13 protein-coding genes are annotated in these 15,235 nt (G+C 47.1%); 2 read left to right on the top strand and 11 right to left on the bottom strand.

The features are described 5' to 3' along the window. Positions 1-105 precede the first annotated feature (105 nt). From ABUA31_RS11000 to ABUA31_RS10990, 3 genes are all read right to left on the bottom strand, one after another. Positions 106-1,410 (bottom strand): ATP-binding protein, encoded by a 1,305-nt coding sequence (locus ABUA31_RS11000; RefSeq protein WP_015534651.1) that lies wholly within the window; start codon positions 1,408-1,410, stop codon positions 106-108. A gap of 64 nt (positions 1,411-1,474) precedes the next feature. Next, entirely contained in the window at positions 1,475-2,884 is a 1,410-nt protein-coding gene (locus tag ABUA31_RS10995; protein ID WP_022216961.1) for an AI-2E family transporter, read from the bottom strand. A 53-nt stretch (positions 2,885-2,937) separates the two neighbouring features. Beyond that, the gene (locus ABUA31_RS10990) at positions 2,938-3,588 is read right to left on the bottom strand and encodes a 3'-5' exonuclease (protein ID WP_349818567.1); all 651 of its coding nucleotides are present in this window, start codon (positions 3,586-3,588) and stop codon (positions 2,938-2,940) included. A gap of 195 nt (positions 3,589-3,783) precedes the next feature. Between ABUA31_RS10990 and ABUA31_RS10985 the strand changes: the two genes are divergently transcribed. Both ABUA31_RS10985 and ABUA31_RS10980 read left to right on the top strand, forming a co-directional pair. Further along, positions 3,784-4,386 (top strand): HAD family hydrolase, encoded by a 603-nt coding sequence (locus ABUA31_RS10985; protein WP_173794958.1) that lies wholly within the window; start codon positions 3,784-3,786, stop codon positions 4,384-4,386. Between the two features lie 11 nt (positions 4,387-4,397). Then, on the top strand, positions 4,398-6,503 hold the full coding sequence (locus ABUA31_RS10980; RefSeq protein WP_349818568.1) for an LTA synthase family protein: 2,106 nt from the start codon (positions 4,398-4,400) through the stop codon (positions 6,501-6,503). On the opposite strand, the gene ABUA31_RS10975 is transcribed toward ABUA31_RS10980, so the two are convergent. The 8 genes from ABUA31_RS10975 to atpD all read right to left on the bottom strand — a co-directional run bounded on the left by ABUA31_RS10975 (position 6,476) and on the right by atpD (position 15,221). After that, the gene (locus ABUA31_RS10975; RefSeq protein WP_349818569.1) at positions 6,476-7,915 is read right to left on the bottom strand and encodes an MATE family efflux transporter; all 1,440 of its coding nucleotides are present in this window, start codon (positions 7,913-7,915) and stop codon (positions 6,476-6,478) included. The two genes, ABUA31_RS10980 and ABUA31_RS10975, sit on opposite strands and share 28 nt — an antisense overlap. Beyond that, positions 7,869-8,795 (bottom strand): patatin-like phospholipase family protein, encoded by a 927-nt coding sequence (locus tag ABUA31_RS10970; RefSeq protein ID WP_022216965.1) that lies wholly within the window; start codon positions 8,793-8,795, stop codon positions 7,869-7,871. Before ABUA31_RS10970 ends, ABUA31_RS10975 begins: the two co-directional genes overlap by 47 nt. 24 nt (positions 8,796-8,819) lie before the next feature. Then, complete coding sequence (hydF, locus tag ABUA31_RS10965; RefSeq protein ID WP_349818570.1) at positions 8,820-10,055, bottom strand: [FeFe] hydrogenase H-cluster maturation GTPase HydF; 1,236 nt, start codon at positions 10,053-10,055, stop codon at positions 8,820-8,822. Between the two features lie 19 nt (positions 10,056-10,074). Next, the gene (gene hydG / locus ABUA31_RS10960; protein WP_173795845.1) at positions 10,075-11,493 is read right to left on the bottom strand and encodes a [FeFe] hydrogenase H-cluster radical SAM maturase HydG; all 1,419 of its coding nucleotides are present in this window, start codon (positions 11,491-11,493) and stop codon (positions 10,075-10,077) included. 58 nt (positions 11,494-11,551) lie between these two features. After that, entirely contained in the window at positions 11,552-12,178 is a 627-nt protein-coding gene (locus tag ABUA31_RS10955) for a hypothetical protein (RefSeq protein WP_015534642.1), read from the bottom strand. A gap of 151 nt (positions 12,179-12,329) precedes the next feature. Then, complete coding sequence (locus tag ABUA31_RS10950) at positions 12,330-13,055, bottom strand: lysophospholipid acyltransferase family protein (protein WP_022216968.1); 726 nt, start codon at positions 13,053-13,055, stop codon at positions 12,330-12,332. 359 nt (positions 13,056-13,414) lie between these two features. Beyond that, entirely contained in the window at positions 13,415-13,819 is a 405-nt protein-coding gene (atpC, locus tag ABUA31_RS10945; protein WP_055224042.1) for an ATP synthase F1 subunit epsilon, read from the bottom strand. Between the two features lie 13 nt (positions 13,820-13,832). Continuing rightward, positions 13,833-15,221: a F0F1 ATP synthase subunit beta gene (atpD, locus tag ABUA31_RS10940; RefSeq protein ID WP_022216970.1), complete on the bottom strand. Its 1,389-nt coding sequence runs from the start codon at positions 15,219-15,221 to the stop codon at positions 13,833-13,835. Between the last annotated feature and the right edge of the window lie 14 nt (positions 15,222-15,235).

The following is a 15,235-nucleotide window of genomic DNA, read 5'->3' as shown; positions in this document are numbered from 1 at the left end:
CTGCTAAGATCTATCATCTTTCCACACTCCTTATCAAAGTATCTTGCTCTACAAAATTAACTTAATAATAACAAAATATAAACCGTAGTTCAACAGCAATTATTTTTACAATCCCTGCCCCTTAAGGTAGTTGATAAACTGCTGTGCAGTACGTCCGCTTATGCCGCCATGTGCAAGCTCCCACTTGTTTGCCTCTGCGCAGAGCTCCTTCTCGTCCATGGTGATGTGCTCCTTCTCAGCAAGTCCCTTGACGATCTCAAAGTATTCCTTCTGTGAAGGTGCGCTGTAGCTGATCGTGACTCCGAATCTGTTGACCAGTGACAGCTTCTCCTGAATGGTATCACTTCTGTGAATACCATTGTTATTCTCCATATCATTCCTGTCGTTCCATGTCTCCTTGATGAGATGACGGCGGTTGGATGTGGCATATATGAGCACATTGTCAGGTCTAATCTCAAGTCCACCCTCGATGACAGCCTTGAGGTACTTGTACTCTATCTCAAATTCCTCAAATGAAAGATCATCCATGTATATGATAAATCTGTAATTTCTGTTCTTGATAAGCGATATGACCTGCGACAGATCCTGGAACTGATGCTTGTATATCTCTATCATACGAAGTCCTCTGTCATAGTACTCGTTGATGATCGCCTTGATCGTGGTTGACTTTCCTGTTCCACTGTCACCAAAGAGAAGTGCATTATTCGCCTTGCGGCCCTCCACAAATGCCTCAGTGTTGTCCACGATCTTCTTCTTCTGGATCTCATATCCGATGAGATCATCCAGCATGACATCCTCTGTGTTATTTATAGGTACAAACTCCAGATCTCCATGCTCACGGGTGATCCTGAACGCTTTGTTGAGACCGAACATACCAACACCATATGCCTTGTAGAATGATGTCACTATGTCAAATATCTGGTCCTCGTTCTCAGCCTCCTCTATCGCATTGCTGACAGCCTGAACCTTCTCGCTGACATTCTTATTGTACATTCTCTCCTTCTTGCCAATAGACTTGTAATTGTTGATAGTTGAGAAACAATCTATTCCAAGTGCGCTCTCTATCTCTGAGAAATCAAAGTCGAACAGCTTCTTGAATATCCTGAAATCATTCTTTGCAAAATAATTAACTGTTCCGTCATTTGCTCCCACCTTCTCACTGGTTATACTGAATGAGTTCTCATTGGTGATGAGTATAAATGCCAGATAGTTGTGCCACAGATTCTTATCGAATCCATAACTGGTAGCAAGATCCAGAAGTCTCTTGATCTGATCGTATATGCGGGCACACAGCTCCGCATTCTCACACCTCTTGAGATCAAAATCCTCAAATATTCCAGACAGCTTCATAAGTATGCTGTCCTCACCAAGATCTCTGTATAAAACCAATTTCGCTATGTCTCTGTACATGTGTATATCCTTCTTTCTGAACGACTATATGTATCACCACACAGATGATGCCATATATGAACCGTTACTTCTTTCTCTTCTTGTAGTTTTTATTTCTGTTACTGTTTCTGCCTGTATTGTTTCTTTCTATGTTATTTCTTTCTGAGCTATTTCTTCCCGTATTGTTTCTGCTTGTGTTGTTTTTCCCAGAATTGCCGCTTCCGGCTGTACTGCCCGGTGCATTTGACTCATTCGTCCCGGTCTGCCCGGCGTCCACATTGCTGACATCAGACGCACATTCCTCATCCAGCCTTCCATTCCATCGCCCCTCGGGGATGTTGCATGCCAGATTATATTTCCTCCACGATATGCCCTTGTCTCTGAGTCTCTTAACCACATATTCTTCAGACATCGCATACAGGACGGAGAAAAGCGGTACAAATATGAGCATACCCAGAATGCCCAACATATCACCTCCAAGCATGACCGCCACAAGTACCCATATAGATGGAAGTCCCACCGAACCACCAACAACATGAGGATATATGAAGTTACCCTCTATCTGCTGCAGCACGACAAATATGATCAGAAACACTATGGCACGCTTCGGATCCTCTACCAGGATCATAATCGTTCCGGCAAAACATCCGACAAATGCTCCAACAACCGGGATCAGTGCAAATACTGCTATGATGATGCTGACCGTAAGCGCATACGGAATACGGAATATGGTCATCGTAATGAAAAACATAAGTCCAAGTATGCACGCCTCAAGGCACTGACCTGAGATGAACTTGGAGAAGGTCTTATCCGCAAGAACACAAGTCTGAATGAATCGGTCCGCCTTTTCTTCCCTGAACACCGCATACAATACACCCTTTACCTGCTTCTCCAGAGTCTCCTTCTGAGCCAGTATGTAGCACGCAAAGAACAATCCCACCAGAACATCGACCACGGCGCCTACCACACTGCTGGCAATGGAGAACGTGGAAGACAATACACTGCTGCCGCCGTTCTTCACAATACCAACCACATTTGATATAAGTGCATCCCAATTAATATTGATACTCTTTATCTTATCCACTATCTCCGGCTGGTCCTTCATCAGCTTGATCGCCTTCCTCTGTATATCATCCATGGCCGATGGCAGCTTCTCTGCAAACATAGTTATAGTCTTGGACATCTCAGGTATGATCATAGTTATTGCAAACGTGAGAACAGCTATTATGCACAGGAACGACAGTATGAGGCACACTGGTCTCCTGAACCTGTACAGTCTGCTGTCTTTATTCTTAAACAATACCTTTTCAAGTCCCTTCATAGGTACATTCACCACAAATGCTATGGCAAATCCTATGACAAATGGCATGAGTATATTGATGAGCCAGCTGAACATACTGGACACCTTATCAAAATTAAACAGTACATATGCAAACAGCACCACACCGCACAATATAATCACGGTCCTCACTGTATCCCTCTTATTCCAGTTCATGAAGTCCTCCTAATAATCCACATTATTATTCTATGTAGTCATCAATTACATATCTATTCACCCAGATGTATATCTCCAAATGCCTCGGACAGGGAATATGTCAGATTCTTCTTGGGCTTGTACACATCAATGACCGGGGCCATGATCCTGAAAAAATTCTCCTCATCCTTTGAGAGCTTGAACACCTCAGCGGTATTCCTGGCATCCCACAGGGCATCATGCTCTGCCCCCTGAAAGTTTTCTCCCAGATAAAACACAGCGTCCGACAGTGATATCCTTCTTGACGTTCCTATGAGCTTGGCATATTCCTTCTGGAAATCCTTCCACCTTGATATGATACTTTCCAGCCCGGGGTGCGTGTATTCCTTCAGCCTGGCCTCCTTGCGGAGCTGTCTCAGGTCATTCTCACTCCATGCATATATCACATCGGCATCAGCACACCACTCTATAAAGCTCCCCATGGCAAAAGCATATGAAGGAGCATTCTCCACCATATCATCTGTTATTCCTGTGAGCTTTATTATACGCGAAGCCATGGTTCCATATGCCGGCTTCACATAACTCTTAAACGAATCTATCTCATTATAATCGTCATCCAGTTTAACTGCACCGATCTCTATGATCTCGCTCTTACATATTTTCTTTTCCTTCTTATACTCTGAATCTATCATATTCATTTCAAAGTCCACAAATACGTATATCATACACTGTATTTCCCCTTACATTGCCGATTTAATCATTGTAACACTGTGACCGGAAAACTGTAAACAAGCATATTAGGTATTTGTCAGCATTTCCGCAAATATTTGAGTATATTTTTGTCCTTTTATGAGTTAAAATTTCTGTGACGACATAATCTGCACTTATACGGCAGCATACGACACGAAAGGAATATACATATGAAAAATATAATCTTTGATATTGGCATGGTCCTCGTAGACTTCCACTGGAAAAGCACCATGGAGAAGCTTGGCATACCAGCGGACGTGATAGATACTCTTGATCACAACATGATAAACCACCCTATGTGGAATCATTTTGACCTGGACGATATGCCTGAGCCAGAGCTCATCAAACGTTTCAAGGAACTCAGCCCGGAATGCAGCAGCTACATAGACCTGTTCATGAACAATCTCGATGAAGTGGTGGACATGTTCCCGGGAGCCGACATGTGGCTCAAGGATCTCAAGTCCAGAGGTTACAACATCTACCTCCTGTCCAACTACCCAAGAAGACTGTTTGCACTCCACACGCCTAGATTCCACTTCCTGCCTTACACGGACGGAAGAGTGGTCTCCTATGAATACCACGTGACCAAGCCAGACGCCGCCATCTATGAGCATCTCTGCAACAAATATAACCTTGTCCCTGAGGAATCCATTTTTCTTGATGACAGGCAGGCGAATCTCGATGCCGCCGCAAAGCTTGGTTTCCACACTCTTCTGGTCACAGATCCTATAGGAGTGAGGGGCGCACTTGACGACATACTCGCACACGAATAAGGAGATGCCAGATGAAAACAGATACAACTCAAAGCAGACACAGTGGTCTGCTGTGGCGTTCCATATTCTTTCCGCTGGCCTTTATTTATATGGAGCTCCTGTTTCACATTGCAATTTATGGATCTGCAGGCAGCAGCATACTACATCCCCTGACATTTGCGCTGGCATGCGGACTTACCCTGTCAGCACTGACCTCCTTCTGGCACAGATATGCAAATGCAGCCATAGCCTACCTGCTGTGGAGTATATTTACGATCTACTATATTGCACAATTTGTATACTATAAGATATTCAGAACATTTTTGAGTCTGGTGTCCATCGGCGGTGCCCAGGATGCTATGAACTTCAGGACTGTGCTTTTTTCAGCATTGCGATCCAACTGGTATATCATAGTGCTGTTCCTGCTGCCACTTATATGTCTTATCATCATGAACAGGTTCTGGTTTTCATTTGGCAGATGCCGCATCGGGCAGAAGCCTGGTGTGCTCAGGGCAGTGCTGGTGCAGCTGGGTATCTCCGCAGCTGCATGGGTACTTGCCATCTGTATTCTGGCAGTGCACGGGACTGCGGCCTACACTCCATATGCGCTGTTCCACGGACGCTATGTACTTGAACTGTCCATGAACAAGCTTGGAGTCATGGTCACCACGGGAAGAGACTGTGTGACCATGGTGACTCAGAGCAGCCAGAGCAAGACATTTGAGCTTGCAGATATTGGAGATAATCAGTCAGATGCACAGACTGCCGCATCAGATATCAATGCCGCATCTGCGGACGAGACAGATTTTTCATCAGCTTCTCAGACCAGCGGCTCAGATCAGGCGGCAGGATCAACCCAGGCCGACGAGCCTGTATATGTTCCGCAGGTCGATGAAAGCATAGATTTCCAAAGTCTGTACAATCAGACAGATGACGAGGAGCTTAAAAGCCTGACGGCATATTTCTCGGGTGTACAGCCAACTTACACGGACGAATACACCGGCATGTTCGAGGGGTACAATGTGGTATTTGTCACCGCTGAAAGTCTCAGTACATATGGAATATCCAGGGAGGCCACACCGACACTGTACAAGATTTATCACGAAGGCTTTGAATTTACTAACTTCTACAACCCACTGTGGTATCACAGCACCATAGACGGCGAATATACCAACTGCCTCAGCCAGTATCCGGCATCCTCCAAATGGAGCTTTGAGGCATCCGCGGACACCTACCAGCCATACGCCCTCGGCAATATGTTGAACGCACAGGGCTACAAGAGCTACGGCTACCACGACTTTGATGCCACATACTACGACAGAACAAGAACCCATCCGAATATGGGCTACACCACCTTCAAGGCCATCGGCGCAGGATTGGATATTCCTGACCACGTTATGTATTCCGATCTCGAATGTATGGAGGCTGTGTATGGGGATTTCATTCAGGATGACAAATTTAACATGTATTTTATGAGTTTCTCCGGCCATCTGCCTTACAATTACGACAATCAGTATATATGCATGATTAACAGGGAGGGAGCCGAGAATGTCCTCTCCGGAAAAGGGTACTCAGATGAGGCCATAGCCTATGTTGCAGCCCAGATGGAGCTTGACAAGGCTCTGGAATTCCTGATGGATAAGCTGGAAGAGACTGGCAAGCTGGACAACACTCTGTTCATCGTGGCACCTGACCACTATCCTTACGGACTCAGCGACGGCACCTACAACGAGCTTGCGGGCAAGGACATAGAGAATGATGACTTTGAGCTTCACCACAACCAGTTTGGTATATGGAGCTCATCCATGGAGAAGCCTGTAGTTGTCGACAAGCTCTGCTCCAGTGTGGACATACTTCCAACTGTGTTAAACCTTCTCGGAGCCGACTTTGACTCAAGACTCTTGGCAGGACACAACATTTTGTCCGATTCCGATGAGCTTGTGATCTTCGCGGATCAAAGCTTTATGACCGACAAGGTCAGGTACGATGCCAGCACGGGGGAGACCTCTTACTTCGTCCCTGAGTCACAGATTCCTGATGGATACGTGGATCAGATGATCGAGGAGGTTGAAAACCGTCTGTACATATCGGACGAGATGATAAACACGGACTATTTTTCATTTGTATATAGCAGATAAAAGGCCGAGACAATCCCCGCCAGCACATCGGCGGCGGCCTGGACAAAAGCCACTCCATCTATGCCATACATGCGCGGCAGTATGAATACCAATGGTATAAAACATACTCCCTGACGCAGGGCGGATATGAGGGTGGCTTTTCCATATGCTCCAAGAGCCTGATAGTACATTCCAGTCACCAGACACACCGCAGCAAATGGCATGGACACGGCATGCGCCCGGAGCGACAGCGCCGCAAGCTGCAGAGACTGCTTGCCACCGTCCCTCAGGAATACCCCGGCCAGCCCGGATGCCCACACCCAGGTCGCAGCACCCATAGCGCACATGAATATCACCGCAGTTATCATGGTAAATCTCAGCGACCTTTTCACTCTGGATTCAAGTCCTGCACCATAGGCAAACCCGCACACCGGGGCAAATCCCTGCCCATAGCCCACCAGCACCGCAAATATGACTGCAAATATCTTATTTGCAACTGTGACGCCCGCCATGGCTCCATCTCCGTACTGCCTACAGCTTCTGCTTATCATGACCGCCGCAAAGCACATGAGCCCCTGTCTCAGGAAGGATGGCAGCCCTGTTCTCACTATACGCACCCCATATCTGAAGCTCCACACATCAGACACATGAAGCCTTACCACGCTGCACCTTGACCTGACACATATATACATTATGGCAAGGCTTATCCCCTGTCCGGCAAGGGTCGCTATGCCTGCACCGGCTATTCCAAGTCCAAGCACTCTCACCAATATATAGTCAAATAACGCATTTGACAGTCCGCCTGCCAGAATACCCAACAGGGCTAGATACGGCTGCCCCTCAGCCCGCAGGGCATTGTTCAGGACATAAGCACCACACATAACTGGAGCCGCCAGCATGATATATATTCCATACTGCTCCGCAGGAGCAAGACTTGTGTCCGTGGCCCCGAGAAGTCTTACCACATCCTCCCTGAACACGGCAAATATAACCGCCATGACCGCGCCCGACAGTATTCCTCCCGCCAGTGCCGTGGCAAGCGTCTGCTCCGCCTCACGCTTCTTCTGCTTACCGAGGAGTCTCGCTATCTCACTTCCAGCTCCCATGCCCCAGGTGTAACCCACAGCCTGTATCAATGCCATAACAGAGAACATGATCCCAACTGCGGCCACACTGCTTTCTCCAAGATCTGAGACAAAATAAGTGTCCACAATATTGTAGGAGGTTGCAATCAGCATGGTGAATATTGTAGATACCGAAAGTGACAGTATGAGCGAAGGCACAGGAGTCTCAGCCATTTTGCTGTGATTCTCCTGTGCCTTCTTCTGTGTATCCACACTCTCAGGAATGTCCATTCCCGAAAGTATCAATCTGTCATATATTCCATTATCGGGTCTGCTGTGTAACCGCCGTCTGTTGCTGCGCCTGTCCATGTGTGTAGTCCCTGCTTTCTTCCTTACTCTCACGCAGGAATTTCTTAACCTGCTGCAATTTCTCCTTTGCATCGTACACACCCAGCTCATACATGGCCTCGATCATCTCCGGTTTCTTCTCAAGCCTTGATATCTCTATAGTCTCACTCGGTCTGATTATCAACGTATCACCCTCCTTTTCAAGCTCCTCCAGCTTGTCCAGGGTCTTGTTGTAATACATGTGTCTCATGTGACATCTTTTAACGAACTCAGGGTACTCCCTGTACCTTCCGGCCTCCAGCCTGAGCATCTTGTCCGGGCCCTTGCGGTATCCCTCCGGTCTTGTCAGAACTACTATATTTCTCCTGTAGCCCATCCTTCTGAATGCAAATATCGGTATGCTGTCGGATACACCTCCATCCAGCAGCTTCATTCCATCAACCTCTACAATATTGGACACCAGTGGGAGGGATGCCGAAGCCCTCACCTTATTCACATCCTCAGGCTTTCTCATATCTGTACACTCCAGATACTCCGCCTCTCCTGTATCCAGATTAGAACATCCCACATAGAGCTTCGTAGGATTTGCAAGGAATGCATCGTAGTCAAGTGGATCCAGTTTCTCCGGGATATCGTGGTAGCAGAACTGCTCACCACATATATCTCCTGTAGTTAAAAGGGAGTACAGGCTCATGTAGTGCTTGTTGTTCCTGTACTTCATATTGTAACGCATGTTGCGTCCCCTCTGTCTCGCCACATAGGAGAGTCCATGTATGGCTCCCGCCGACACCCCTATGACACCGTCGACCTCTATATCATTGTCCATGAACACATCCAGGACTCCGGCGGTATATATGCCTCTCTGGCCGCCGCCCTCAAGTACCAAACCTGTCTTTGCCATATCGATCACCTTTCATCCAAATATTTATATGTCCGTCTTTGTCTGAAAAATCCTCAGACTCCTGTCAAGAATCCCATTCATATGAGCTATAGCAGTTCCATAATTCGTCATCGGGATACTCTGCTGCTCCGCCCTTCCCTGACGACTCTTCATCTCGCGTTCATTCAGCATACAGCCTCCGCAGTGTATCACCAGATCATATCCAGCCAGCTCCTCCGGGAACTCTGTTCCGCTGACAAATGTAAATTCAGGCTCAAGTCCCGTGTATCTGCGTATCCATCCCGGCAGCTTCACAGTTCCTATATCATCACACTGTCTGTGATGGGTGCAGCCCTCAGCTATGAGTATCCTTGGAGGTCTGCTGTCCGCATCTGTACGCTGGCCTTCATCCCTCAGCCTGTCCAGGACATATGCGCCATTTACCGCCGCATCAAGCTGCCCTTTAAATCTTGCCATCAGTATTGAGAATGACGTCAGATATATGTCATACGGCACGATCTTCATAACCTTTGCAAATGCCTGGGAGTCAGTGACCACCAGAGATACCTTCCCCTCCAGCCGTCTCAGAGTATCCTCAAGCTCCGTGTCCCTGCACACCACAGCCGTAGCTCCGGTCTCAAGAACATCCCTTATGACCTGCTGCTGCGGAAGTATCAGCCTGCCCTTCGGAGCTGCAGAATCTATCGGTATGACCAGCACCACCATATCACCCGGCTGTATCAGATCTCCGACCAGTCTCCTGGTCATGGTGTCTGTCACCGTGAGCTTTCCTATCAATTCCTTCAGCTCCTCTATTCCCTGTCTGTGCTCTGCGCTGACCCATATGGAATTCTCCGCTGAATTCTGAACCTGTGTATCATCCTTAACTAGATCACTCTTATTGTACGCAATTATATAATTTATATTCTTCTCTTTGAAAAGCTCCGTGAGCTCCCTGTCCGACGCCGAAAGGCCAACCGAACCATCAACCACCAGCACAGCGACATCTATCTTCGCAAGCACCTGTCTGGTCTTCGACACCCTGAGTTCACCCAGCTCGCCGGTATCATCTATTCCCGGTGTATCTATGATGACCACCGGTCCAAGCGGAAGCAGCTCCATGGACTTGTACACCGGATCCGTGGTGGTTCCCGCCACATCCGACACAACAGCAAGGCTCTGCCCCGTCACTGCATTTACCAGACTGGACTTGCCTGCGTTCCTGCATCCAAAGAAACCTATATGCACTCTGTTTGCCGACGGTGTATCGTTTAAACTCATTTTGCTCCTCCACAATGTGTTAGAATCTAAAATCTCTGTCTCCGTGCTTTATCCTGTCAAGTCTCTCGACCACTATCTGTCTGACTTTCTCATTCGGAATATTCTTCAGCTCATCCTGTATGAGTCTCCTGCCTATCTCCGCGGTCTCCGGCGAAGCATAATCCACCAGATATTCCTCCAGCGTCATGAGTGCGTTCGGATGACAGCAGTTCTGTATCTGTCCGCTCTTGCACAGGCTCATGAACCTGTCGCCGGTTCTGCCCTCTCTGTAACATGCCGTACAGAACGATGGTATATAGCCCTTGGTCATCAGCCAGTTCACAACCTGATCCAGAGTTCTCGTGTCGCTGACATCGAACTGCTCCGACTTCTCATCCTCTGGCTCCGGCTCATAGTAGCCACCCACACTGGTCTTTGAACCACCGCTTATCTGCGACACTCCAAGCCTTATGATCTCATCCCTGACCGTTGGATTCTCCCTTGTGGAGATTATCATTCCTGTATAAGGAACGGCGATTCTGATACATGCTGCGATCTTGCAGAATACATCGTCGCTTATTCCGTTGTCAAATGCCTCAGGATCTATGTCGTCAGCCTTCTTGACTCTTGGCACACTGATGGTGTGCGGACCAACTCCATGAACAGCCTCAAGGTGCTCCGCATGCATCAGCAGCCCCGCAAATTCGTACCTATACTTATCCAGACCAAAGAGCACCCCCAGACCCACATCGTCTATACCACCTTCCATAGCACGGTCCATAGCCTCTGTGTGATATGCATAGTCATGCTTCGGTCCATATGGATGAAGCTTCTCATACGCTTCCTTATCGTAGGTCTCCTGGAAGAGGATGTACGTTCCAATTCCTGCCTCGTGCAGCTTCCTGTAGTTCTCCACTGTGGTCGCCGCTATATTTACATTTACACGCCTTATTGCACCGTTCTTGTGCTTGATGCTGTATATCGTGTCTATACACTCCAGGATGTACTCGATAGGATTCATCTGAGGATCCTCACCGGCCTCAATGGCCAGTCTCTTGTGACCCATATCCTGCAGTGCTATGACCTCCCGTCTCACCTCTTCCTGGGTGAGCTTCTTTCTGGCTATATGCTTATTCTTGATGTGATACGGACAATACACACACCCATTTACACAGTAGTTGGACAGATACAACGGCGCGAACATAACTATTCTGTTGCCGTAGAAGTCCTTCTTGATCTGCTCCGCCAGATCATATATCTCATTTATCTTGTCCGGCATCTCACACGCAAGAAGCACGGATGCCTCCCTGTGGGTAAGCCCCTTCCTGAGCTTTGCCTTCTCTATGATACTGTCGATAAGCTCCTCATTGTCCTTGTTCTGATCCGCATAGTCCAGCGTCTCACGGATCTCGCCATCATCTATGAAGTCCTCTGCCTTCATGGATCTCACATCATACATTTTTTGTCAGCCTTCTTTCTTGTATACTGTATGCCCTTCCAATCTTATACACACAATATTATTCAGTGATCTCCGCCTCTGTTGTCTCCTCACTGTCAGCATCCCCGGAATCGACCGGCGTACTCATGCTGTCTATTTCATCCGGCATACGGACATAGTCCACATACCAGCCATCGTCGCACTTCAACATACATTCCTGAACGTGTACCGTGACCTCGCCCCCATCCTTGCCTGTCACTATCCAGTCGGCTTCCACACTTCTGTACTGGGACACGCCCTTAACTCCGTTGTCCGCAAATTGCTGCTGCACATCCTCTATATTGCTCACCGCCTGTATATCGGTGACCTTGCACTCGATCGTATCTATATCCCCGACCTGCTCATCTGTATACGCTCTGAACTTGTTTATATATATGTCCTGTATGTCACTCACCGACAAAACCTTTGACGAATCCTCAAACTTCTTCACGTATCCCGGGGCTATCATGTCAGCCATCTCTCCGCCATCGCCAAATGCGTATATGCGGGCGGTCTCCTTTGCCAGCTTGTCCGCCTGATATGAAAATCTGTAATAGATCACATAAAATACCGCAAATACTACCACGATCGCCACTGCCAGAACTATTATAAGCTTCTTGAGGAATCCGCTTTTTTCATTACTGTTTCTCTCTTTACTCTGTCCCATATCTCTACTTCCCAATCCTTGTTTTTGTGGTTAAATACCCTTTTATATTGTATTCACCTGATTTGATATAGTCAACACCTAGCTTTCGTAACCCCCGAACGGGCAGATCATCAACATGACCTGCCCGTTCAGAATAATTATCCATATATCGTTACCAACAATTCATTGTCTCCATCGTATCAAGCTTCCTCTGGATCTTGTCAACGACCATATCCCTGATCTCTGTGGTCGTCTTATCCGCTATAACCTCATATGGGATCGGCTCCAGAAATGCAAGCTGTGTCGTCACACGCCTCAGTGACCATCCCTCAAATGGCTTGAAGGAATCATACAGCACGACTGGAACGATAGGACACTTCGCCTTCTTGGCGATCTTGAAGCTTCCCGGCATGAACTCCTTGAGCTCATTGTGACTGTGATCGTATCCTCCCTCCGGGAATAAAATATATCTCCTTCCCGCCTTGATTTCCGTGGATACATCGTTTATAACCTGTACCTGCTGCTTTATGTCTTCCTTGTCAAGTCTCTGTGCCTTCACAAGATCCGTAAGCTGATCTGCTATGAACAGCTTCGACCTCTTTGCATCCATGACATACGTAATCGGTTTGTCATGGGAAACTATAACTCCCAGTACATCATACTTACCCTGATGATTGGCATACATGATATATCCGCCCTCCTTAGGAAGGTTCTCCATACCCGTGGCAACCGTCTTGATAAAAGCACGACGTCTCACATGATTGCACATAACCTGTGCCATCTGATAACATATATCCTCACCATATTTTTCCGGGTGTCTAGCATAATACGACATCTTTGGCACATAGTACATGATCAGAAACAAGCACGAAACTATTACCCAAATAAATCTTAACATAAATACCTCTAACCAAATACCTTTAACTCAAAAATGTGTGCATATACATGCACACGTCCTCTTTTTCATAAACTTTTATATACATAGTTCACTGTATATACAGTTCACCATATACTATCTAGTAATTTTCTCAGTAAAGGCAAAAGTTGTCAAGTAACATTTTATCTATTGTGTCTGCACATAAAAAGGCAACGCCACATCGGTTTCATCGTCCCGCTGCTGGCACTGCCTTTTATAATAGACTCGAAGTCCCGCGCTGACGCGCTCTATCTTCGGCTTACGCCGAACGACTTCTCGTTAAAACCGCTTGAAACCCCCAAATGCCTGCAAGCAGGCGCTTGGGGTTTCTGCGCTGGGTTTTATATCTTTTCTGTTACTTTGAGTCTTGTGAGTGCACGGGCAAGGGATGCCTCGCTCTGCTTGTATTCCTTCAGACTCTCTTTCTGTCTGAGTCTCTCTTCCGCTCTGATCTTTGCCTCCTTGGCTCTGACCCTGTCGATATCCTCCGGCTTCTCTGCGGAATCCACGATAAGGACAACTCGGTTATTTACTATCTGAACAAATCCTTCGCCCACAACACCGATGACCTGTTCACCTTTACTCGTGGTGATCCTGATCTCTCCTATGCTGGTAGCTATGACCATATTCTCATGATGTGCAAGAACCGCTTTCTCTCCATCTTCAAGTGGAAGAACTATTTTCTCTGCCCGGCCGTCGAAGAATATCTTATTACTGGAAATAACTCTCAGATAAAATGTATTCATCTATGCACTTCCTTTACTGGCCCTTCTCGGCCTTTTCCTTTACTTCCTCTATAGTACCTACATTGAAGAATGCCCACTCAGGATACTCGTCCATCTCACCGTCAACGATCATCTTGAAGCCCTTGATCGTATCCTTGAGACTTACATACTTTCCAGGAATACCTGTGAAGTTCTCAGCAACATGGAATGGCTGTGACAGGAATCTCTGAACCTTTCTGGCTCTGGTAACTGTAAGCTTATCCTCATCTGACAGCTCCTCCATACCGAGGATTGCGATGATATCCTGCAGCTCCTTGTACTTCTGAAGTATCTCCTGTACACGTCTTGCAACATTGTAATGCTCCTCGCCGACTATATCAGCCTCAAGAATTCGTGAGCTTGACTCCAGCGGATCTACTGCCGGATAGATACCCTGCTCAACGATCTTTCTTGAAAGAACTGTATTTGCATCCAGATGCGCAAATGTTGTGGCTGGGGCAGGATCTGTAAGGTCATCGGCTGGCACATATACGGCCTGGACTGACGTGACTGATCCTTCCTTGGTAGAAGCGATTCGCTCCTGAAGCTCACCCATCTCATTTGCAAGTGTTGGCTGATAACCAACGGCTGATGGCATACGTCCAAGAAGTGATGAAACCTCTGAACCTGCCTGTGTAAATCTGAATATATTGTCGATGAACAGAAGCACATCCTGATGATTTACATCACGGAAATACTCTGCCATTGTAAGTCCTGTCTCTGCAACTCTCATTCTGGCTCCAGGTGGCTCATTCATCTGTCCGAACACCAGGGCGGTCTTGTCGATAACGCCTGACTCGCTCATCTCTGTCCACAGATCATTTCCCTCTCTTGAACGCTCTCCAACACCGGTGAATATTGAGTATCCACCATGTACGGATGCGATATTCTGGATAAGCTCCTGGATAAGGACTGTCTTACCAACTCCGGCACCGCCGAACAGACCGATCTTACCACCCTTTGAGTAAGGTGCAAGAAGATCTATGACCTTGATACCTGTCTCAAGTATCTCAATGACAGGACTCTGATTCTCAAATGTTGGCGGCTCTCTGTGAATTACCCAGTGCTCTGTGTCTGAGAGATCCTCCTTGCCATCTATTGTCTCACCAAGCACGTTGAACAGACGTCCAAGTGTCTGATTTCCTACTGGAACTTTGATTCCTGATCCGGTCGCAACGACTTCCATATCTCTTGAAAGTCCCTCGCTGGCGGACAGCATGATACATCTTACTGTATTATTTCCTACGTGCTGTGCTACTTCCATAACACATTTTTTTCCATGATTATCTACTTCAAGAGCATCCTTGATGTATGGCAGATCGTTATCTGGAAATTCTACGTCTACGACAGGTCCCATGACCTGTACTATCTTACCATTTTTCAAAACATCAGACCTCC

Origin of the sequence: Coprococcus sp. RTP31081st1_H1_RTP31081_211007 (assembly GCF_040227275.1) — a bacterium.
GTDB classification, from domain to species: domain Bacteria; phylum Bacillota; class Clostridia; order Lachnospirales; family Lachnospiraceae; genus Coprococcus; species Coprococcus aceti.
This window is presented reverse-complemented; position numbering and strand designations above follow the sequence as displayed.

Coding starts and splice junctions, on each gene's coding strand:
- ABUA31_RS10950 (WP_022216968.1), bottom strand. CDS start 13,055: ATGTTAAGATTTATTTGGGTAATAGTTTCGTGCTTGTTTCTGATCATG.
- ABUA31_RS10995 (WP_022216961.1), bottom strand. CDS start 2,884: ATGAACTGGAATAAGAGGGATACAGTGAGGACCGTGATTATATTGTGC.
- ABUA31_RS10985 (WP_173794958.1), top strand. CDS start 3,784: ATGAAAAATATAATCTTTGATATTGGCATGGTCCTCGTAGACTTCCAC.
- ABUA31_RS10975 (WP_349818569.1), bottom strand. CDS start 7,915: ATGGACAGGCGCAGCAACAGACGGCGGTTACACAGCAGACCCGATAAT.
- ABUA31_RS10980 (WP_349818568.1), top strand. CDS start 4,398: ATGAAAACAGATACAACTCAAAGCAGACACAGTGGTCTGCTGTGGCGT.
- ABUA31_RS11000 (WP_015534651.1), bottom strand. CDS start 1,410: ATGTACAGAGACATAGCGAAATTGGTTTTATACAGAGATCTTGGTGAG.
- ABUA31_RS10955 (WP_015534642.1), bottom strand. CDS start 12,178: ATGGGACAGAGTAAAGAGAGAAACAGTAATGAAAAAAGCGGATTCCTC.
- ABUA31_RS10970 (WP_022216965.1), bottom strand. CDS start 8,795: ATGGCAAAGACAGGTTTGGTACTTGAGGGCGGCGGCCAGAGAGGCATA.
- hydG (WP_173795845.1), bottom strand. CDS start 11,493: ATGTATGATGTGAGATCCATGAAGGCAGAGGACTTCATAGATGATGGC.
- atpC (WP_055224042.1), bottom strand. CDS start 13,819: ATGAATACATTTTATCTGAGAGTTATTTCCAGTAATAAGATATTCTTC.
- hydF (WP_349818570.1), bottom strand. CDS start 10,055: ATGAGTTTAAACGATACACCGTCGGCAAACAGAGTGCATATAGGTTTC.
- ABUA31_RS10990 (WP_349818567.1), bottom strand. CDS start 3,588: ATGATATACGTATTTGTGGACTTTGAAATGAATATGATAGATTCAGAG.